The sequence below is a fragment of the Herbivorax alkaliphila genome, from assembly GCF_030848475.1.
Classification (GTDB): Bacteria; Bacillota; Clostridia; order Acetivibrionales; family Acetivibrionaceae; genus Herbivorax.
Window position 1 is genome coordinate 1 of the sequence record NZ_JAVDDS010000010.1, and the last position, 23,363, is coordinate 23,363.

Below are 23,363 nucleotides of genomic sequence, written 5' to 3' on the forward strand. Positions count from 1 at the left end.
CTCGTATATACCTTGATTGTACATCACCTAACCCATCAATTTCAAGTACTATATTTCCTGCATCATATATGTACCTTGTCTTTTCTCCATTTACAGTCTTAGTCGTCCTCAATCCATCTCCATTATATGTATAGCTTGCTGTCTTACCATCGCCTGTAAATCCTATTAGCCTGTTAAAACCATCGTATTCATAAAAGTATATTCCGCCTGTGTCTTCTTGCTTTCCTGCTACAAATCCTGTAAAGCTTGTTTCATCCCCTTCTTTTAGTACAGTCTGCTTTTTAAATATCTGGTTTCCATTTCTGTCATAGTTATATATGTTCTCTTCCCTTTTGTCTAATACTAATTCAAATTCTTTTGCTGACCGAGGAAATGTAGCTCTTCTGCGTTCTTCAGGTTTATTGTACAGTATTATTTCATGTGTAAGCCTATTGTTTTTATCATATTTGTAACTGGTAGTATAGTATATTGCATCATAGGCATTCCCACTCTTTCCATACCAACCCCCTATACGATCGCTTAAATTACCTTCTTCAACACTCATTCTCCTTCTGTTGTGAGATGCATCATATTCATATGTAACTCTTTTTACAATAGTGTCCTCTTCTGTATCTGTCTCTCTGTAGAGTCTTCCTAATCCGTCATATATATATTGTGTTGAATTGCCGCTTATCTCTTCGTATTTTCTTGACTGATTTCCATCTAAATAGTACTCATAGTGATATCTAGAAATATATTTTGAACTTAATACATATGCCCTCGAATTTTCAAGTGAAACCAAATTATTTGCAAGGTTATAATCATAATATATATCAGCATTTACATATCTCAATATACTTCTATTTCCATTTTCATCATACACATAGAATGCACTATAAGCAATCTGATCTTCTGGTTCTAAAACTCTCTTTAGACGATCCATTCCGTCATATTCATAGGTGAGCTCTATTTTTGCTTCCCCATCCTTCTTTAATTCAAAAGATGTCCTGTTATCGCTTGCATCATAACCATAACTTTTAATTACACCTTTTGATTCGTCCACTGTTACAAGTCTTCCAAGTTCGTCATATGTATAGGTATAGTCTACTTCACCACCTGTTTCACTTCTTTTCATACCTGTTAATTTATATGTATAGAAATATGAAGCATCTCCTATTCCATCAGAGGTTTTAACACTTTTTGATTCCATTCTGCCTAAGATATCGTACTCATAGCTTATCTCATTGTTATTTCTATCAATTTTGCTTATTAAATCACCATTTAAATCATGCTCATATATTTCTTCATATCCCATATGATCAATAACTTTTTCCAACTGATTGGTATATTTATTGTATTCATATTTTTTTACATTAAATACTTCATCATTACCTTCTACTTCATCTAATCCTGTAATTTTTAAATAACTTATAAGACCTGTATACATCCTAAGCTTGTTGCCTGACTCATCATAATAATATTGAGTCCATGTCTCTTTTGGACTATTTGACAGATTGTTAACATTTTTTATACCTGTTAACATATTGCACCTGTCATATACATACCATTTCTCATTGAAAGAAAGTTCTTCTTCTGGTTTGTTAGCTGTTGTCTTTTCATATCTCAAATTACCGTTTCGGTCATAACCATAAAGATTTTTAGAATATATTACCTTTCCCTCTTCATCTTTTTCAAAAGGTATTTTTTCTTTTATAAGCCTATCCATATTGTCATAAATGTATGTTGTGTAATATTTTTCAGTACTTGGTCTATTATTACCTTTGTAGTCTGTTACTCTTATTTTCCTTCCTAATGCATCATATTCATTTGTCATATAGTGTCCATTAATATTGGTAAGTCTTACAAGTCTTCCTGCATAATCATACTCATACTTACTTGTCCATTCTAAAAGATCTCCTGATACAGATTTTCTCCAGATATCTGAATCTGATTCATCATAAAACCTTGCAATTCTTTCATCTGTCACATTTCCAAGATAGTCATAATTAAATGTGTCTTTGTAATCCTCACCATTATTTCTTTTTCTAACCTGCATTTTAAGATTGCCTTTTTTATCCTCATATGCAGCTGTTGATATTGATGGAGAACTTTCATCACCTAATATTGTATTACTAGTTTTAAAATACTTCTCTAAACCGTCATTTACTACCTCATATCTGTTTACTTCTCTATAATACAATTTATTTGCATTATCTCTTGTCTCTTTTAATCTAAGACTTCCGTCTCCAAAATATTTATAATTTGTAAAGCCTCCATTCACAAGATTTCTTTCGGTATCAACACGAAAATTTGAATCATACTCTATCTTTTCAATACTTACAAATTCTCCGTCTACAAACACCTGAGTCTTTACAAGGTTTCCGAATTCATCATACACTTCCTTTGTTCTGCTTCCGTTTTCCATTATAGTTTCAACACTGTTTTCATCTGCATTAGATGTGTATTTAAACTCTTTCCTTGTGCCATCAGGGTTGATTATTGTTGTTACTCTTCCTAAGTTATCATAACGGTAATTGGTACGATAACCTTCTCCATCTATGATTACATTTAAATTGCCATAAAAGTCATAGCTGTATCTTTCATCAATTACACCTGCATCTAAACCTTCCCTAGCCTCTATAAGTTCTCCTAACTCGTCATCAGACTCTGAGCCTTCTCTTAAATCAGTGTAATATATTCTTGAAGGATACAATCCTTTATATCTTCCATCATATTCATAAAAGGTTGGAATAAAATATTCCCATTTAGATTTTTCTCCCTGAGGACAGTCTTCTAAATACCTTCTTTCTTCAACTACATTTCCATATGTATCATAAACGTACTCCATCTTTTCTTTTAAAGTATAATCATTAGCACCTTTCTTTTCATAAACATTCTCCAACTCGATAGACTTTTCATTAGAAGTAGGTACATACTCGTGTTTTATATATGTATCACGATCTTTTTTATATTCAATAGAAGTCATATAGTGGTATGTAGGATTATATTCATAAGTTGTCCTATATTCACTGTCTAATGGATCATAATCTGTTATTGATAATTCATTATAATTTGTTTTACTGTCAGATGCTCTTTTTGTTCCATGTCCCCATTGATAATTAAGATTACGGTACTTGTCAAATGCGTAGTTTTCCGCATATGATATAAATTCTCCTGTAGAAGGATTAAATACATTTTTTACAGCCAATGTCATTTGCCTATTATTATCATACCTGTATATCATCTCTTCATTATAGCTTCCATCTGCATAATCATTTAACACATTTAAACAAAGCAATTTGTTATTATATGTATATGTAAACTCATTTCCACTTGTATCTTCAACCACTGTTTTTACTTCAAAATCATCAGGTATATCCTCCTGTGTACCATAAAGGGGATAACCATCGTACTGGCAGAATACTCCTTCTGATTCCGTCTTTTTATAATTAAATTCTTTCTCATTATATATTCTGCCCTCCTTATCCTCTTCATACCTTTTTATAACCCTGTAAAAATACATCGAACCATCAGGACCTAAATTTTTTATATTTCTGTCTGCTATTTTCTCCCCTGCCTTGTCATCCCAATCATCATTTTCTTCTACTACATATCTTACTCCTCTATTATATTCATAATGAGTCTTTGCCATTGTAGGATATGTGATAGTTGAAAGACAGGCATAATAGTTATATACTCCACTAAATTTATCACTGTTAGAATCATTATCTCTTTTGCTGTAGACAGGATTACCATTTTCATCTAATACAGGTTTGCCATTATCATCCTTATCAAAACCATTATAGTGATCTTCATTTCTATTAAAATAGTTGTCCATTGCATAGTTTATGTCATAATCATATTTGGTTTCGCCCCCCTCTTGATCTACAACTTTATAGAGTACAAACTCATTCTCAAATCGTCCTCTTTCCTTCGCTGTATCTGCATTTGTTATGTCTTTTACAGATTTTTTGTGATATACAATTTCATTAGTTCCCCATCTAATATTTACCGTACTATCAGTATCATTATAATTTATCAATATTTCTCTTCCTACACTGTCTACTATCCTTGTTATTACTGGTGTTGTAACGTTATAGTCATTGTCCCTCCATGTCCTATCTGTATGAAAAAAACGAATATTATTTCCAAATCTGTCCTCTATTGCAAGTAATCGTCCATCTTCTGCAAAGTATATCTTTTTACCATCTTTTTCGCTAACAACATAAAAGGCATCCATTTCAAAATCAGACCTTGATACATTTTCACGTTTTATAGAAATATCTTTTAAATCATATCCATCTAATGATATTTCACCATTTTCCTCAACTTCTATATGCCATACTCCCGTACTTCCATAATGAAGATATAAATTACCTCTTCTATTTTCTATAAAGGGAAATTCAAATGACCACCCTGCACCTATATCAAAATGTCTCTGATTAACTGTTACAACTCCAGGTCTTGTCCCATAAAATTTAGGAGCAGCATCTGTCCTATAACTTTTAACTGACATTTGTATAAACTTATATGATTCATAATATGGTTCTCCACTAGCATCCTCAAATCTAAGAGTTTCTGAAAATTCATCATTTTTATATCTTTCCAAAAGTGCATCTGCTTTTTCAGAAATTGTAAATTGATTAGGATCTGTAAAATTTTCAACTCGTTTAGCTCCTGGAACTCCCATTTTGCTATATCTTTGTATCTCTACCATGCCATACACTTGCCATACTTCAATTTCCTGTTCTTCCCCCTCAACCAAATCAACAAAAGGCTCTCTTAAATTTGAGTTCCCCAGTCTGTAGTATCTTGTAAGTGCAAGATCTAATCCTTTTCTTCCCTCAAGTACTAAATCAGTTTCCTTTAATTCTAAATCTCCTGTAGCAGAGTTGATATTTTCCCCCTCACCTATCTCAAAAGATGTATTGTCAACTTTTTTATATGCTGAATCAGGAAATATATACCCTTCATAAATATTACTTCTATCAAAACTTGCAAATAAAGATACAGTATTTAATATACTTATACCAATAACACAAAACAACATACTAACTAAAATTTTATATTTCATCAGTCACGTTCCCCCATTTCATCAATTACTTTATCCCAGTCACCAAGCCTGTTAAACTTTTCAACCAAAATCTCAAGTGAAACATTATAATCAATTGAAAGAGTTTTTGCCGTATACATACTAAATCCTTCAATTCCATTTTCACGACATAAAGCCACTTCTTCTTCTGTAGCACCTAAAACATCCACTACATCTCTTTCTAACTGCTGAATCCTCTCTTCCATCGTAATATCTCCACTACTTGCCCTTCTTCCTTCTTCTAAATACTGCTGATACAATTCATCATGTGTTTTTCCACTTTTAATCTTATCCCAAACTTCTTCATGGGGTACATTATTGTTTGTACTCAAAAGTGCTATATCAACCATTTCCTGGCTTGACAAACCCATTTCTTCCATTTCTTTGACAATACTTTCAGGTACCTCAAGTTGTTCTAGCGGAGTTTTTTCTTCAATTCCTAATTCTTTTTCTATATCTTCCCATTCCTTTGTTTCACGCTTCTTTGGCTCCTCAACTGATAATGCGCTAAATAATTTCTCTTCTTCTGGCTTGACTAAATCTCCATATCTCATTTCAAGAATTTCTTCTGTATCCATATCAGTTTTAGCTGCAATTTCTTCTGCTTTCTCTACCTGCAAGACTCCGATTCCCTTTTTGACAAGTTCAATAACTCTGTCATCTGAAAGCATTTTATCCTGTAGTTTTAATTTTTCAAGTTCTCTTTTTACATCATTTAAATCACCTATCTCAGAATATAGGTCTTCTATTTGGTTAATTGACTTGCCATACTCTTCTGCTAAAGTCTCTATCCAATCTTGTTTTCTTATTTTCCAAAGCCCTGCCGGCATACCTGTATCCTCATCAATATCTATTGGTGACTCTAATTCTGAGTTCTCGGTCTGTTCACTTATATCATCTACAGACTCACTATCTGTCTCTATTGGCTCTTCTTCCTTTTCTGGCTCCTTGTCAGGCACTGGCGTATTTTCAACCATTTCTTCTTTTTTTGCATAGTCCTCTTTGTTGTTAACTGCTTCTGCCACAGAAATTACTGTCACTGTAATAACTAAAATTGCAATTATAATACCTGTTAATTTTTTATATTTTTTAATCATCATAAATTTTCTCCTCTCTTTAATAACCACTTTTTATTTAGATACTAATTTTCACCTACATAAATTCTTACATTTTCTTCTTCACTATACATAGTAATTTCATCTCCATGCCTATCAACTAATGTGATTCTACCCGTTGGATTATTTGAAACTATTCTTATTCTTTTTCCTGAGTTGTTAACAATTGTAATATTGGTTCTAAAATTTTTGTTTTCTGGAACATTAATTGGAAAATCAGCATTGATTTCAATATTAATAGTATCGCCTAAAATTTCTCCGTCATAAGTAACTTCTCTAGGACTTATTGAATGTGCCCTATATGTATTTGCATCAAAACTTAAACTTAATTCTACAAACTCTCCAGTTTTTATACCAATTCGTTTTCTTGTATTCGCACACCTTGTAACAAAATTAGCACCACCTACATAAAAATTCATTAAATCAACAACCACATCTCTGCGAAAATCATCTATATCCTCTGATATTCTCTCGACTTTATAGTCTATTTGATGTAATCCATCAGCTTTAGACTTAAATTTAACAGAATTTAATGCTCCAGACAATCCTTTGTCAACATAAAAAAACTTTTCAGAACTAAAAATAAACATTCCTTCATCAGGTTTAAATTCTAGTATCTCAATATCTGTTCCCTCTACCCATTTTGGTGTAAGCACTTTTTCATATGTTTCACTACACAAATCAACCACTTCAAGCACATCTGGATTATACGTAACTGTATAAATGTATAATGCACTTAAACTTTCTTTATTTTTTAAATTGTCTGCACTGAAAACAAAATTAAATATCTCACCCTGTACTGTATTAACATTACTTGTTTTTTCGTCAAGAAAAACAGGTGTTGGTGTAGGATTCGGTTTTGAGGAAGGTGTTGGCACAGGAGTTGGATCTTCCATAGATTCTTTTGGAAATTCATCTATCATTTCCAGCAAATATCTGCCTAAAAGGATAACATCACTACTGTCAATTAAACCATCTCCATTTAAATCTGCCACCCAAAGCTTGTCTTCAACTGGCAACTCATCAATTATTTCAAGTACATACCTTGTTAATATAATATAGTCTGTACTGTCCACTATTCCATCTTCATTCATGTCACCAATAATTCCTCTTTGATTAGAATCTCCAGATTGGGATAGCACTATTGATCCTGAAATCAAAAATAAAAAAGTTATAAGGCATATAAAAATAAACCTTATATTAAATAACTTATTACTCCACAAAAATTGCCCCCTAAATTATTAAATTTTAAAAATACTGGCATTTTCCAGCACCTTCCCTGAGATGATACCATAAAAAATAATAAAAATTAACAATTTATGTAATATTTCATATGTTTATTAAAGGCTAAGAACCATATTCCATAAACTAAAGCTGCTTCCATATTTTCATTCACTTAAATAACATATACCCTATAATATCGGATATACAAAAAATCCTTTACCATTTGTAATATCCCTTATATAAATAGTTCTATCTCTCGATAATAGAACCAGGTATAAGATTTGGATTTAGATATGCTTTTAGTGAAGTGCTGATTATTCTGTCCACCCTATATCTATTATTTGACAGTGCAGTTGCTACAATTTTTTCTCCTAAATAATCTAGCTCAATGTTTTTACCCTCTTTTTTTTGATCATCAAAATTACCAAATACAACTTCAACAGGCACTATAGAATGTAAAATCATTGTAACCCCTCCTTGTGTTGGTGACTTTTTTCTTTTTTTCTTAGCTCAATTAATTCATATAGTTTTTCTAATGCATTAAATAGTCCACCTGTTTCATCAATTAACCCTTTTTTAACAGCTTCATCCCCAAAAAGAATAGTCCCTACATCATTTGCAAGCTCTCCTGTCTTAAGTATAAGTTTTCTAAAATTCTCCTGTGTTATGTTTGAATTTTTTGATACAAACTTTACAACTCTTTCCTGCATCTTATCAAAATACTCATACGTCTGGGGAACACCTACAACCATTCCAGTTAATCTTATAGGGTGAATAGTCATTGTAGCAGAAGGTGCTATAAATGAGTGCTTTGTGGAAACAGCCATCGGAACTCCTATGCTATGTCCTCCACCTAATACCAATGAAACAGTTGGTTTTGACATACTAGCAATCATCTCTGCTATAGCAAGACCTGCCTCTACATCTCCACCTACAGTGTTTAAAACAAGCATAAGTGCATCTATTTCATCGCTTTCCTCAATTGCAACTAATTGAGGTATTACATGTTCATATTTTGTTGTTTTATTTTGAGGAGGCAACACCACATGTCCTTCAATCTGTCCTATAACAGTAAGACAGTGTATATTTCCCTTTGAATTTGAAACACTAGACTTTCCCAGCTCTTTTATTTCATTTATATCTACATCCTTTTTATTCTGGTTTTCAGTAACTGATTGATTGTTAGAAGAAATATTATTTTCTTTTTTCAATTTATCACAACTCCAATATGTATAAATTAAGTTACTAATAGTATTGTTTTTTTTATTAAAAAATATTACAAAAAAATAAAATCCCATGTTACTCAGAATAATGGCATGTCATTTATTTAATTGAAACTATAGAATATTTTTATTTAACTAAATGACATACCCAATTAGAAAGGTTTATCTTATTCTAAAACTCCGCCTTCTTAGAGTTAAGTTGCTCTTATAAATCTTCAGGTGGAGTTGAATCTCAAGCTAAAGACTCGATGCTTAGCTTTATCTAAAAGATTTAACTGACTACAAAAAAAAGACCCCTCTTATAAAAGAGAAGCCTTATTTTTATCTTGTTCTAAGACTCCACCTCCTATAAGGTGGAGTTGAGTCTCCATCTGAAGCCTCGATGTTTAGCTTTAACTAAACGAGTTCACTATAATTTTTATTCATCATCATCATCATCATCATCATCATCATCTTCATCGTCATCTTCGTCTTCCTCTTCCTCTTGTTGTATAATATCTAAATTTGATGTCTCATAAAATTCATTAAGCTTTATACTGTCTATTTGTAAATTTCCATCTTGATCATCTAATGTAACAACATAATCATAATAATACATTGTTCTATTACCAAGTCCAATATCACTTGCTCTTTCTACACCAGCTACAAATCTTACAAAATACAATTTGTTTTTTTGTGAATACGCTGGATGTATCGTCACATTAAAAACTTCATAATTTGTTAATCTTCTCATACCTGGCTGTAAAGGAAAAGCCATTATATTAAATTTCTCTTTATAATCTTCATCTACAAGTAATAATTCTGGATTTTCACCACCACTAATTCCTGTCGATGAAATAAACTCCATAAAGTCCAAATAATCCAAATCCCAATTCTTTCTTAATAAAGCCATTCTCTCTCTGTCTAACTTTAATAAATTATTATAAAATGACTCAATTAAACCTCTTTCTCTTTCATATACAGTACTTTCATCATTAATACTCATATCAAGATACGGAATCCTTCTTACAAACTCATGATTTAATATATGCACCCTATCTCTTAACCGTGGCCTATAAACTGACTCTAACTGTGTTAAAACCTTATATGAACCACCTTCAATAATTACTTCTACATCATATCTAAGCTGTACTTTTATCCTATCATAATCTTCATCTGTTACTGCCTTTTCTTCATCAGAATTTTCTTCAAATTCATACACCCATACAGTGTTAAATTCATCTAACTCATCATCATCAACCTCTTCAAAATGTCTTTGTATGTAATTGTCACCAAATACATCATGTGGCAGTCCCGTTGCCGCTACATCTACTTTTACATAATACGCAAAAGCATCTCCACTTTGTCCAATGTAAGTAGCATCAATCATTGGACTATTATTATGTTCTAATAAATCATAATCTAAAAGAACAAGATTACCCATAGAAACCTTTCTTGGCATATGTATCGGCACTTCTGGGTTTTCATTTCCCTCATCAATAGTTCTTGATGCAATATAAGGAAAAATATTTTCTGGAACTATGCCCTTAACAAGATTTTCAGTATAATCTTCAACAGGCACAGCAAACATGTCACTAAAATATTCTCCTAAAAACTCCTGAACTTGTTCATCCTCTTGTACGCTAGCATCAGGTCCTTGAAGAGGAGGCAGTGGCTCCTGTTCTTCTACATCATCTTGCCCAAAGGGAAGATCACACCCTGTAATGCTACTCATTGTTACGACTAAAGCCATTGATAACGTCAATAATTTTAATTTTTTATTCATTCACTCCACCCCATAATTATTTTAGAATATGTGCCACAAAGGTATACCTTCAGCTTCCAATCTGCTTAGTAAAATATGCCTTGCTGCTTTATTTAAATATATACTATCAGTATATCCTAGACCAGCTTCATCTAATACCTGTTCTGCACTTACTATCGGGTCTCCCGTATCCATTTGATATTCAGGATAAAAAGATAGATTTACATGATAATCAACATCATCATCGAGATACTCATTAACGGAATAATCATCGCCAGGTCTAATTATAATTCCTGCACGATCTCCGTTATTTAACTCATTTAAGTCATTTTCATTTTCTTTCAATCCCTCCATAGCAGCTGGTCTAAATAAATCATCATCATACTCATCATCATATTCACCGCCAGCAGCAATTATAGATCCATAAACATTAGCACCTGATTCTAATATAACAGTTCCTTTAGTAAAAATAATACCCTTAAATTTACCATCAATAACTATGTCTTCGTCAGGATCAGTATTTAAAAGCAGATAATATCGTTCATCATCAATACCATCAATTTCATCAATACCTATGAAATTGTCGTAGTCATTTGACTGTAGGCTGCTGAGTTCTCCTAATAAATAATTAAACAAATCCCCTTCCATGTGACCATGAGGAGCGTCTTTAAGATTTGCCCCCCAGCTACTTGGTCTTGGTTCATCATCATCATCATCATCTTCTTCTTCATCTACTTCTCCTTCAGGGTTTCTTTCTACAAAAATCTCTGCACGCTTCTTTAGTTCAGCTTCTATATCTTCTAGTTTGCCCCAAACCCACTCTTTCCTATCATCATCGTAATCACCCCAACTACCGGCAAATTCAAGTCCATCTTCATCTTCATTAAAAATATTGTCAATTTGATAATCATCGTTATTAATATAAGGCAATGTATTAACATAATCACCTGAATCAGAAATATGACCACTATTATCATCTAGCAAGCCATCTTCATCTTGACTATAAAAAATATTGTATACTCTATTATTAGCAGCTAAACTAGATGACCACTCTCCCGATATTTCTTCAACAACAAGTTTATCCCAATTATTATCCGCTCTTATTTTAACAAGTTCTTCATCTATATCCATAGATGTAGGTTCATTAAGTTTACTATAATCCATACTACGTGGATTATATACTTGGAATCTATTAGTCTTGCCTCCTATGTAATAATTATCACTATTCTGACTATCTTCATAAGCTCTTCTTAATTCACTATGATATTGATCTGGACCAACACCATCATCATCAGCTATGCTTTCCAAAAGATTACGCCTCAAACTATAAAAAGGTGCACTTCCAAGAAGAGAACTATCTTCCCACACCAAAGAAGCATCTTCTATCTGCGCCTTTGCCAATCCAGTATTTGAATCAATCCACATTGTACCACCAGGTATTATAACGTCACCATTTACAACAACTCTAGATTTATGTGCATCTGGATGATGGGTATTATGAATAGATGCACTGTTGACAATTGCACTTGACTGCTCATGAGAAAGTGCACCTTCACCCCTAGTTAATCCCACAGCACTTCCATTTATGTATATAACTGATCTCATTCCATTGATTTCTATATCCGTAAATGTATAAGCATTTCTAAGAACTGAAATATCATTCATATTTCCAAAAATTTGTATACATTGTGCTACTGCATCCTTATATATATTAATCCTACTTCCATCTTTTTCATACTCATCTGAATCCGAATCTTCACCAGGTATAAAAGGCTTATATAATCCTGCTCTAATAAAACTACGAACATATGCATTTCCCTTTATATCAAGCTGTGCATTATCTCGAACAAAAATCCCTCCATAATATTCCTGTTTTGGTGAATCAAACGCTTCTGGATAAGAACCAAAAACATATAAATCTCCTTTTACATTAGCAGTAAACCTATCTTCATCATCAAAACCACCATTCCCGATTACCATACAATCTCCAATAGTATAGCTTCCTAACACTTCAAACCCCGCATCAGATGGTAACGGAAAATCAAACTCTTCTTGAGCATATATTTCTTGATTTCCAGCCGCATACATAGAGTTCTCAGGACTATAAAAAGCCATTACTGTTACTCCTATTGTCATAAAAAATCTTTCTTCTCCACCAACATCTTTTTTCTTTAAAGATCCAGGCACCCAAACTATATCATCAGATTCAAGAATAACCTCTGCTACTTCATCACCTGTCATATCAATTTCAAACACATCATCAGTAAAATCATCTTTAATTTTTCCCAGTATGTAATTTGCATAACTGTCTAAGTCATCATCATCATCACCAACAGAACCACCGTCCCACTCGCCTAAAAGCGAACCATCAGCGTCCTCCTCAAGTTTGTTAATTTGAGCAAATATGACTTCAGTAGTAGAATGACCTGCATAATGTGTATTGTTTACATTTCCCTGTCTTTGGGACTCTCTTAAGCTAAATAGAGCATAGTCTACCAGCAACACACTAAGCATCATTAATACTGTTGTTATAATTAGCACATTAACAAGTGCAACACCTTTTTTACTCCTTAACAACTTATACATAGCTTATTCGCCTCCCCTCACCCTCACCAATAACCTAAAAGTATTTTTAAGTTCTTCTGAGTTGTTATAAATATTAATTTCAACCTCTACAATTCCAAGACCTTCAACATCATCTTCAATGAGTTCTACATCAAAATAATAATCTTCTATATTTTCATTATCTGACTCATAAATTTCTAATTTCTCGTAACCGTATATATTTCTGTCATCAAAATCAGAACCAGTTTCAGTCGGATCATCAACTCTTTCTCTTACAGCATGATCATCTCCTCGTATTACATTTGTCACCTGTTCTTTTATAATTCTACTAACTTCATTTATATCTATTTGTCTGTCAGAACTCTCTCTTATTTTAAGAGAATTCATGAAACCAACTGACAATGGAACTACAACCACTGCCAAAATAGAAAGTGCCAATATTACCTCAATCAGCGTCATTCCTATTTTATTTTTTAATAATTTTTTCATAACAGTCACCACCATTATATCACAATTAAATTTTCTACTTCACTTCTTCTATATATTTGATTGCCGTTCCTGTCCATTAAACTAACTCTTCTTACTTCATCATTGTTTTTTATTCTTATCTGCTTTCCAGAGTTATTAACAATTGTAATGTCAGTTCTGAAATTTTCGTTTTCTGGAACATTAAGTGGAAAATCGGCATTGATTTCAATATTAATAGTATCGCCTAAAATTTCTCCGTCATAAGTAACTTCTCTATGAGGAGTTTTTGAATGTGCCCTATATGTACTTGCATCAAAACTTAAACTTAATTCTACAAAATCTCCAGTTTTTATACCAATTCGTTTTCTTGTATTCGCACACCTTGTAATAAAATTAGGACCACCTACATAAAAATTCATTAATTCAACAACCACATCTCTGCGAAAAGCAGGTGCAGCATCAGTGCTGCCCCCGCCTGTATAACTTGTGTCTTCATCTGCAATCGTAAATATTGGTGATAATGGTTCATCAAAACTAACTGAAAAACCATCTCCATCTTCAAATCTATTAAACCTTTGTCTGCTATAATCATACATCTTGTCAATATGACCTTCATCTAATGAGTGGAAATTAACTGCTACTTCTATAGAGTAGATTTCCCTATATATGTCGTACTCTTCCTCTTCTTCTTCAGACTCCTCCACAACCACAGAAGCCCTTTCAGAAATAGGTCTAATATCAAAAGCCGAAACCCTTACCTTTCTTGTTCCACCCTCTAGAAAGTCTATAAGATTTAAAACTTCTCCAAGGGACAACTCAGCCGAAAATCCAACTCCAAACTCATAGTAAGTTGTATCTGTGTTATCTGATGTTCTTTGTCTCGGTGGATTCACATTAGCATCTGTTAGTTGATTGTTAAACATCTTATTTAGCCGATCAACGTAATCAAAACTATCTGCTAAACTCGCCTCACTCATGAGAAATTCACTTAATCTTTCATCTTGAACTGTTTTCATGTTAACTTCTCTTTTTAGTGTGTCGATATCTGCCAAATCCCGTTCTAAAGCATTTTTTGTCATTTGTTCAGTCTCAATATCAGTTGACAAGTCTTCTAATTGGGGGCTAAATCTATCCATCCAAATAAACCTATAGTACACCACTGCATATAACATAACTAAAATAAAAATTAAAATTACAACTTTCCCTTTATCGCTTTTCATATCACTCTCACGCCCCCTCTCCGCTGACTCTAATTGTTAACTGAAAGGTTCCAGTGCTTTCATCATATGATGGACTTCCAGATATATTTAACAAAGTAACTCTATTAATGGCTGAAATAAATTCTGCAAAAGCCACATTGTCTTGGGCTATACCAGTAATTCTAGCTCTTTGCTCGTTATACGCAATGTTATTTACAGCTACTCTTAAAGGTGCTGAATTGTACACTGATGTTATCACTTCACTAACTGGATGATTACTACTATCAATTGTACCTATTACATCTGTCTTAGATGCTAGAACAGAATTAATGTTAGACAAATCATTCCGTACCTCTCTTACTACATCATACTTCTCACTTTCAATTTCAGCTCTAAGATTTTCAAGTTCCTGTTCTTTTTGTCGGATGTTAAGCATTGGCATTAAAATACTAACCGTCACCAACACAACTGCAATTACAAGACCAAACAAAAGCTTAACAGGTGAACCTCCGCCCCTAGGAGGCTGGACATATTCAGTTTCTTTAACCTCTTCTGGCAATAGATTAATATCTTTCACAGTATTTTAGTCCCCCCTTATTACTAATTATTATAATCAGCCCTTTAATCTTCGTCAACTTCTTTATATCTAACAGAAAACTCTGTTGTTATCACTCTTTGAATATTACTGCCACCTTTATTTACAAGGCTATCATTTTCCAATGGCTTTACATGCAAGATTATAGACTTGCTACCACTGTCATATACAAATTTGCTTTTACTAAAATCCATATTTCTCACAACAATTGTATCTCCAGAAGAAGTATTTAAAACAAGTGCTTCTTCATCTTCACAAAACTTCCATTCGTTAAAATCGTCAGTATCTTCATGAGAAAAAATAAACTTTATACTTTCAAGTTCTCTTTCTAAATCAGATTCCGCTCCACCAATTACATCAACAATCTTTGCCCTTCCAATGTCACGTCTTATCTGAGTAATAGCATCATTAACCCTAAACTGCTGATCTACATAGTTAGTTCCTCCTACATAATTATTTACTCCACCAATAAATATAGAAAAGACAATAGGGGATATAATCCCAATAATAGCAAGTGTCAACATCAACTCAATTAAAGACACACCTTTTGAATTTAATCTTTTAAACATAAGCATCCATCCTGTAATCATATTTTACAGTTCCCCGGCTGGATTTCACTCCAGCCGGTTATTTCATAATTATAAATTAACTGTCTTAGGTATTATTAACGATAGAAAACTCCAGTCTCCGCACCTGAAGCTGGGGTTTCTTTTGACACCGGTACAACATCTACTTTTTGTAAGTTCGAATAAACTTCAATAAGGTACCCTTCTTCATGACCATCCCACGTTGGTGCATAATTTTCCCACTCAACTACATCACCTTCTCTTGGTGCCAAATATGGTCCATATTCCACTTGCCTATTAGTATTATCATTTTCTATAGAAATAATATATTGTAGTGCTTCAACTATTTCTTGTGTTATTTGATTACCAGACACATCAGCTGAACCATCTAGTTGTGCTGTCCAAGTAAAACCAGGATCAGTTCCATCTGCATTAGTATACTCTGTCGTAAAGCTTGCATGATTATCTGTCAACTTTACTAAGCCAGTATCACCTGTTTCAACCACATATGCTGTCAATACCTTAGCTATTTGATCAGCTGTCCTATCGTCTGCCCTTCTCTCTGTGCTACTGAATATTCCTGAAAACATACTAAATGCTAACGCTGCCAAAATACCCATTATTGCGATAACTATAAGTAACTCAACCAATGAAAAACCCTTTTGATTTTTTAACATTTTTTTCATACTTAGCCCTCCTATTATTTTTTTATGTTTTTATATTTACTCCCATGCCCATGTCAATTATCCCATTCCTAGAAATATGTAATCTCATATCCCCCCCCAAACTTTTTTGGAATTAGATGATAATCTAACATAAGCAAAAATTACTATGCTAATTCTTCGTACAGTGCAAACATTGGTGTCAATACACTTAATATTATAAAGCCAACTACTAATGCCAGACTAATCATTATCAAAGGTTCTATAAAACTTGTAAGCTGTTGCAGTGACCTTTCAACTTCCTGATCGTAAAAGTCTGCCGACTTTTCAAGTGCAAAATCCAAATTACCTGATTCCTCACCTATTCTTATCATCGAAATAACCATATGAGGAAAATATCTTATTGAAGCTAAGGGTGTTGTCAGACCCTTACCTTTTTTTACCTCCTCTATTACATGAGAAATCTTTTGCTCAACTACTGAATTACCTAAAACCTTTGCAACAACTTCCATAGACTGTATCAACAAAACTCCACTTGACATTAAAGTTCCCAATGTTCTTGTAAATCTTGCAGTGATAATATTTCTAGTTACACTTTTAAATACCGGTAAGCCAATTGCTAATTTTCCAAAAAACACTTTTCCATCTGGCGTCTTTCTGTAATAAGCTATTGATGAAACTATAGCTATAATTCCTCCTATAATGATATACCAGAAACTTTTAAAAACATCGCTTATGCTAATTAGAATGCTGGTATAAACAGGAAGTTCCACATCAAACTCACCGAGGATTTCAGCAAATGTAGGTATAACCCCTATCATTAATATAAGTATAACTAATATTGCCACTACCATAACAATTAAAGGATACGCTAAAGCACCTTTTATTTTTTGGTTTAATTTATACTGGGCTTCAAAATAGTTAGCCATTCTAATAAAAACCAAATCCAATTGTCCACTCAGCTCTCCTGCTTCAACCATATTTATAAGTATATCAGGAAAAATATCTTCGTGCTGTCTAAATGCACTTGACATAGCTATACCTTTTTGTATATTGTCATACACATCACTTAAACAGGCCTTTAAAGTTGGGTTTGTTGTCTGTACTTTTAAAACTTCTAGGGATTGAGATATAGGCACACCTGCCTCTAGTATTATAGCAAACTGCCTGCAAAAAACAGCTAAATCTTTAAGTTTTACTTTTTTTCTAAACAACTTGATTTCACTGATATCATTAATTGCAGTCTTTTCTACAATCTCTACAACTTTATACCCTTTTTCTTGTAGTATCCTTCTTAATTCCTGTTCACTTTCTATTTTTACTTCTCCGGCTAATACCTTCCCCGACTCGGTTTTAACCTTGTAGTTATAATTTGGCATCTTCTAACCCCCAAAATATTATTCACTACACGTTATCTATTTTTATATTTAATAAACACCTTGTAAATCACAATCTGAACAGCTAATTAACTATAGTCTTTGAGACATTTAAGCTACTTTGATATGATGCGACGTATTAACACATACAATGGAATAATTATACTCAGAATGAATATAATTGGGAAAGAAACACACCTCCCACACAATATCCATTCAACAAAATAAAAATAAAATATTAAACCACTTATTTCTCTGCTAATACTCTCTCTATATATATTGTAATACATTTTATCAAAAAATGCTAGTCTTTTTTTTAAATTACATAGAAATTATTTTTCTTAAATTATCTAAGTCAATAGCATACTGGCAAGCACTTTCATAATCTATCAATTCTTGCTTGTATAAATCTGAAAGACAACTATCCATAGTATACATGCCAAACTGAGAACCTGTTTGAATACAAGTATTAATCTGGTGAGTACGACTTTCACGTATAAGGTTTGCAATTGCAGGAGTCCACACCATAGACTCTGTTGCTAAAACACGTCCTTTCCCGTCAGCCTTTTGAATAAGCTGCTGAGAAATAATTCCCCTTAAAACTGTTGACAACTGGGTTCTCACCTGTGCCTGTTGATGTGGAGGGAATACGTCAATAATTCTATCTATTGTTTTAGCAGATCCTATTGTATGTAGTGTTGAAAGCACTAAGTGACCTGTTTCTGCAGCTGTAAGAGCAGTTGCAATAGTCTCCTGATCTCGCATCTCACCAATTAGTATTACATCAGGATCTTCTCTTAGTACTGCCCTCATAGCATTGGGATAACACACTGTGTCAGCACCTATTTCTCTCTGGTTTATAACACTTTTATTGTGCCTGTGCAAAAACTCTATGGGATCTTCTATTGTTACTATATGACATTTTCTTTTGCTGTTTATGTAATTAAGCATTGCTGCCAATGTAGTTGATTTACCATGACCTGTAGGTCCTGTTATTAAAATCAGTCCTCTTTGCTTTAAAGAAAGGTCATAAACCAACCCTGGAAGTCCAAGGTCTTCAATTACAGGAATATCTGTAGGAATTGACCTTAGTGCTATTGCACATGTTGCCCTTTGCTTAAAAACATTTATCCTAAACCTTGCAACTCCTGGCACTGAATAAGATGCATCAACCTCTCCTTTTTCCAAGAAAGTCTCATAAAGTCTGTTGTTAAGACATTGCTTGGCTAAATGCACACAATCATGAGGAGTCAATATGGGCTCATTTAAATAAATAAGGTCACCACTAACTCTTATTACAGGAGGTACGCCAGCACAAATGTGAAGGTCAGAAGCCCCCGATTCTATTGTTTTCGTAAGTAAATCATTTAATTCCATACCCTACATCCCCTCTTATCAATCTTTAGAATATGCTACACGAAGCATTTCTTCTATCGTTGTCACTCCATCTTTTACAAGTCTCGTACAATTCTTCCGTAATGTCTTCAAGTTGTCTCTTATCGCAGCATCTTTAATTACGTCTGAATTTTCATTTTTAGCTATCAATTCTTTAATTTCTCTATTTATTGTCATTATTTCATATATAGCTATTCTACCTTTATATCCTATATCATTACATTCTTCACAACCTACTGCTTCATAAAGTTCTATTTCTTCACCATCTTCTAAGTCCAGTGCATCTCTTTCAAACTCATCAGGCTCAACTTTTTTTCTACATTTTTTACAAAGCCTTCTAACAAGTCTTTGAGCTATTACACCTACAACTGACGATGACATCATAAATGGTTCAATTCCCATATCTATCATCCTAGTGATAGAACTTGCGGCGTCGTTTGTATGAAGAGTACTAAACACAAGGTGACCGGTAATCGCAGCCCTCGTTGCTATTTCAGCAGTTTCTCCGTCTCTTATCTCTCCTACCATTATTATGTCCGGGTCTTGCCTTAAAAATGATCTTAGTGCCGAAGCAAATGTAAGTCCTGCTTTAACATTAACCTGTACCTGATTAATACCCTGTATAGTACTCTCAACAGGATCCTCAACAGTTAAAAGGTTTACATTTGGCTCACACAATTCCCTTAAGGCTGTGTATAAAGTTGTGGATTTACCACTTCCAGTAGGTCCTGTTACCAAAACTATTCCATGAGGATTCGAAATGATTTTATCAAACTTTTCCATATCATCTTCAAAGAAACCTAAATCCATTTTACTTACTTTAAAACCTTCTTTATCTGCAATTCTTATAACAATCTTTTCTCCAAACATTGTTGGTAATACGGAAACACGCATGTCATAATCCTTGCCGTCAATCTTCATGCTAATTCTACCATCCTGTGGAATTCTCTTTTCTGCTATATTAAGTCCACTAATAATCTTAACTCTTGCAACAAGTGCTGAAACAATTTTCTTGTCATGTTTCATTATTTCAACTAATTGTCCATCTATTCTAAACCTTATAAGTACACAATCTTCTTGGGGCTCCATATGAATATCACTGGCTCTACTTGAAACAGCCTTTTGAAAAATGATATTAACCATTTTAACAATAGGAGCATTTTCTAGCACATCTATATCAACAGTTTCCTCTTCTTCTTCTTCTTGAGTTATCTCAACAGCTATTTTTTCATTTACCTTTTTTATTTCTTCTTCTAAGTCAACTGCTTCTTTATCTCTTTTTTGTTTGTCTTCTTTTTCTTTAGAAACCTTTCCATAAAACTTATCAAGCTGACTCATTATCTGTTCTTCGTCAGCAAGACATGGAACTATATTATAACCTGTGGTAAGTCTTAAGTCATCTATAGAAAATATGTTCATAGGGTCACTCATAGCAACCTTTAAAGAATCATTTGACTTTTCAATTGGAATAAGCTTATGCATTTTAGCAATGTTTCTTGTCACTAAATTTATTACACTTTCTTCAATTTCAATATTCTCTAAGTCAACAAATTCTACTCCCATTTGTTTTTGTAAAAATTCATAAAGCGACTTAGCATTTATATAACCCTGTTTAACCATTATCTTCCCTATAAGTCCACCACTTTTATCCTGTATAGACAAAGCAGTATCTAGCTGATCTTGGGTTATTACCCCAGCCTTAACTAAAAGATTCCCTATCTTGTCTTTAAATATACCATTTTCAGAGATACCCTGAGTATCGAAACTGGCATCGGAAACACTTTCATTAAGTGGGTCAGTATTTAATTCTCCCGGCTCAACATCTGCTTTTACATTATCAAAGGTATCCCTTTCAAGAAGTGCTGACTCTTCCTCTTGTAATGCATCAGACTTTGCCTGCTTTTTCTCTTTTTCAACTTGTTCAACTTCTTGTTTTTGGGGCTTTTTCTCACCGCCAAAGTATTTTAAAATTAATTTTTCAATTTCTTTTGGATCTGCAAGCACTGGTTTAATTTCAAGAGCTGTCGCAAGACGAATGTCATCTATGCAGAAAATATCGGTAGGATCTTTCATCGCAACAGTAAGCACCCCATTATCCTTGTTAATAGGTACCACCTTGTATCTGTTTGCAATGTTCCTGGTTATCAGTGTGGGAACACTATCATCTTCAATTTCGTAGTTTGCAAGATCTACAAAAGAAATGCCCATCTTAACGGCACTTGCATGCATAATATCTATTGGCGATGCAAGCTCGAGTTCTAGCAACACGTCTTCTATGTTACAGCCTCTTTCTCTTTGGATGTCCCATGCTTTCTTGAGATCAGTTATTTTTAATACCCCTGTCTCTAAAAGTATTTCGTCAATACCTCTTGTATCCACTCCAACCATTTTGTACCCCCAAATATCATATGTAATTATACAGCTTTTCTTGAAACAATTTTGTGATAAAAATATAATGAAAAATATTTTTTAACGCTATAGTATAATGATATTCAAAAATAAAACCGTTATACATAATTATTATAAAAAATAAAAATCAATAACTTTATTTTTTACAATAACTTTAGCGTTAAAACCATTTTAACACTTTTTTTTATATTTCTCAAGTGTCATTTTTATTTTTTTTTATTTTAATACTGTATAAATACTGGTTGAATCTGCTTACCATTCACAGCCTCAAGCAATGCAGGCATTATGGAAGAAATTTTAGCTACCATGGAATTTGATTTATTTTTTGGTCCATCTTGGCCAAAAGGAACTAAAAAAACATTTCTCATGTTTAAAAGAAGCCCTATATTTTTTGCATTTGTTCCCAATGCGTCATTTGTTGAAACAGCTATTAAAACAGGTTTTTGATTTCTAAGCTGAGCTTTACATGCCATAGTTACAGAAGTATCTGTTATTCCGTTCACTATCTTGCCCAAAGTGTTACCTGTACAAGGTGCAACTACTATAATATCTAGAAGTGATTTAGGACCTATAGGTTCTGCATCTACAACTGTCTTTACTATTTCTTCTCCTGTGATGTCCTTAAGTTGCTTTTTAAAGTCTTCTGCCTTTCCAAATCGTGTGTCAAATTTATCAACTGAATGTGAAATTATTGGTGTAACTTTTCCACCATTATCAACTATTTTTTTAATTTCAGGTATAACTTTATCTATGGTACAAAAAGAACCCGTCAATGCAAATCCAATTTTCAATCCATCCAACAACATTTCTATCCCTCCAGTTCATTTACTATATTGTTTACTGTGTCTTTTAAAAACCCAGCTGCAGTTAAAGGTGCAACCTTTCCCGGTAGTGAAAGAGCCCATACTGTTTTTATTCCATATTCTTTTGCCTTTTCAAAATCTACTCCTCCTGGTTTTGATGCTAAGTCAATTATAATGCAATTCTTTTTTACTTTTTTTAGCATATCCATGTTTAAAATAACATAAGGAATTGTATTAAATATAACATCTGCATTTTCAAGATATAAACTCAATTGATTTAATGGCACAGGGGTATATCCATAGCTTCTAATCCATGCAATATCAGAGTGCTTCCTTGCCTCCACATAGACATCTGCCCCAATTCCATTGAGCATTTTTGCAAGTATCTTACCTATTCTCCCAAAGCCTAAAACTACTGCTTTGCTCCCATGAACAGTTTCAACCATCTCTTCCATTGCTATTTGAATTGCTCCTTCAGCTGTAGGAATTGAATTTAAAACAGCCATCTCTTCTCTTTTTAACAAATCAATACAGTTTACATTATTCTCCCTAGCAATCTTTAAAATTTCTTCACCTAGTTTTCCTGCTATAAACAACTGCTCTTTTTTTATTTTTTTAAAGATTTCTTCTATATAAATTTTCTTCTGATGATACGGAGCATTTAAAGTTTTATTATCATAGGAACAGGGAAGTGGTCCAATTATCACATCTGTTTTTTTAATTAGCTCATCAATGTTCTCACTTTCTTTAAAACTTATGTCAAAGTTGGATTTTTCAAAACCATAAATGCTAACATCATCACCTTGAGCTCTAATAAGTTCAGCAAGTTTTGCACTTCTTAAGTCACCACCTAAAACCCCGTATCTTTTTTTATTCATATAAATTCCCCCTTTATAAGTATCTTATGTAGCTTTTTAATCTAAAGTGCTTGTATTATTTAACAAAAAA

Annotated in this window: 17 protein-coding genes; all 17 read right to left on the bottom strand. The window is 33.1% G+C overall.

Features of this window, described 5'->3' with window-relative positions; genetic code table 11:
• Positions 1–5,053 (bottom strand): hypothetical protein (locus tag RBH29_RS05200; RefSeq protein WP_306695710.1); only part of this gene is annotated, 5,053 nt, incomplete at its 3' end.
• Positions 5,053–6,171 (bottom strand): hypothetical protein, encoded by a 1,119-nt coding sequence (locus RBH29_RS05205; RefSeq protein ID WP_306695711.1) that lies wholly within the window; start codon positions 6,169–6,171, stop codon positions 5,053–5,055. The genes RBH29_RS05205 and RBH29_RS05200, both read right to left, overlap by 1 nt.
• 41 nt (positions 6,172–6,212) lie before the next feature.
• Positions 6,213–7,409 (bottom strand): dockerin type I repeat-containing protein, encoded by a 1,197-nt coding sequence (locus RBH29_RS05210; RefSeq protein WP_306695712.1) that lies wholly within the window; start codon positions 7,407–7,409, stop codon positions 6,213–6,215.
• A gap of 250 nt (positions 7,410–7,659) precedes the next feature.
• Positions 7,660–7,875, bottom strand: coding sequence for a YlzJ-like family protein (locus RBH29_RS05215; RefSeq protein WP_306695713.1), 216 nt, complete (start codon positions 7,873–7,875; stop codon positions 7,660–7,662).
• Positions 7,872–8,603: a ClpP family protease gene (locus RBH29_RS05220; protein ID WP_459076759.1), complete on the bottom strand. Its 732-nt coding sequence runs from the start codon at positions 8,601–8,603 to the stop codon at positions 7,872–7,874. The genes RBH29_RS05215 and RBH29_RS05220 overlap by 4 nt, the downstream gene beginning before the upstream one ends.
• Before the next feature lie 448 nt (positions 8,604–9,051).
• Positions 9,052–10,398, bottom strand: a complete 1,347-nt coding sequence (locus RBH29_RS05225; RefSeq protein ID WP_306695715.1) for a hypothetical protein — start codon at positions 10,396–10,398, stop codon at positions 9,052–9,054.
• 21 nt (positions 10,399–10,419) lie between these two features.
• Entirely contained in the window at positions 10,420–12,963 is a 2,544-nt protein-coding gene (locus tag RBH29_RS05230; protein WP_306695716.1) for a polymer-forming cytoskeletal protein, read from the bottom strand.
• Between the two features lie 3 nt (positions 12,964–12,966).
• The gene (locus RBH29_RS05235; RefSeq protein ID WP_306695717.1) at positions 12,967–13,431 is read right to left on the bottom strand and encodes a prepilin-type N-terminal cleavage/methylation domain-containing protein; all 465 of its coding nucleotides are present in this window, start codon (positions 13,429–13,431) and stop codon (positions 12,967–12,969) included.
• A 14-nt stretch (positions 13,432–13,445) separates the two neighbouring features.
• Positions 13,446–14,630, bottom strand: a complete 1,185-nt coding sequence (locus RBH29_RS05240) for a hypothetical protein (protein WP_306695718.1) — start codon at positions 14,628–14,630, stop codon at positions 13,446–13,448.
• 7 nt (positions 14,631–14,637) lie between these two features.
• The gene (locus RBH29_RS05245; protein ID WP_306695719.1) at positions 14,638–15,186 is read right to left on the bottom strand and encodes a PilN domain-containing protein; all 549 of its coding nucleotides are present in this window, start codon (positions 15,184–15,186) and stop codon (positions 14,638–14,640) included.
• A 44-nt stretch (positions 15,187–15,230) separates the two neighbouring features.
• Positions 15,231–15,773, bottom strand: coding sequence for a PilW family protein (locus tag RBH29_RS05250; protein WP_306695720.1), 543 nt, complete (start codon positions 15,771–15,773; stop codon positions 15,231–15,233).
• 95 nt (positions 15,774–15,868) lie between these two features.
• Positions 15,869–16,456, bottom strand: a complete 588-nt coding sequence (locus RBH29_RS05255; protein WP_306695721.1) for a type II secretion system protein — start codon at positions 16,454–16,456, stop codon at positions 15,869–15,871.
• 143 nt (positions 16,457–16,599) lie between these two features.
• Positions 16,600–17,811, bottom strand: a complete 1,212-nt coding sequence (locus RBH29_RS05260; RefSeq protein ID WP_306695722.1) for a type II secretion system F family protein — start codon at positions 17,809–17,811, stop codon at positions 16,600–16,602.
• A gap of 318 nt (positions 17,812–18,129) precedes the next feature.
• The gene (locus RBH29_RS05265) at positions 18,130–19,185 is read right to left on the bottom strand and encodes a type IV pilus twitching motility protein PilT (protein ID WP_306695723.1); all 1,056 of its coding nucleotides are present in this window, start codon (positions 19,183–19,185) and stop codon (positions 18,130–18,132) included.
• Between the two features lie 18 nt (positions 19,186–19,203).
• Entirely contained in the window at positions 19,204–21,591 is a 2,388-nt protein-coding gene (locus RBH29_RS05270; protein WP_306695724.1) for an ATPase, T2SS/T4P/T4SS family, read from the bottom strand.
• Positions 21,592–21,833: 242 nt separating this feature from the next.
• Positions 21,834–22,418 (bottom strand): dipicolinate synthase subunit B, encoded by a 585-nt coding sequence (locus RBH29_RS05275; protein ID WP_306695725.1) that lies wholly within the window; start codon positions 22,416–22,418, stop codon positions 21,834–21,836.
• Positions 22,419–22,420: 2 nt separating this feature from the next.
• The gene (gene dpsA / locus RBH29_RS05280) at positions 22,421–23,293 is read right to left on the bottom strand and encodes a dipicolinate synthase subunit DpsA (protein ID WP_306695726.1); all 873 of its coding nucleotides are present in this window, start codon (positions 23,291–23,293) and stop codon (positions 22,421–22,423) included.
• Between the last annotated feature and the right edge of the window lie 70 nt (positions 23,294–23,363).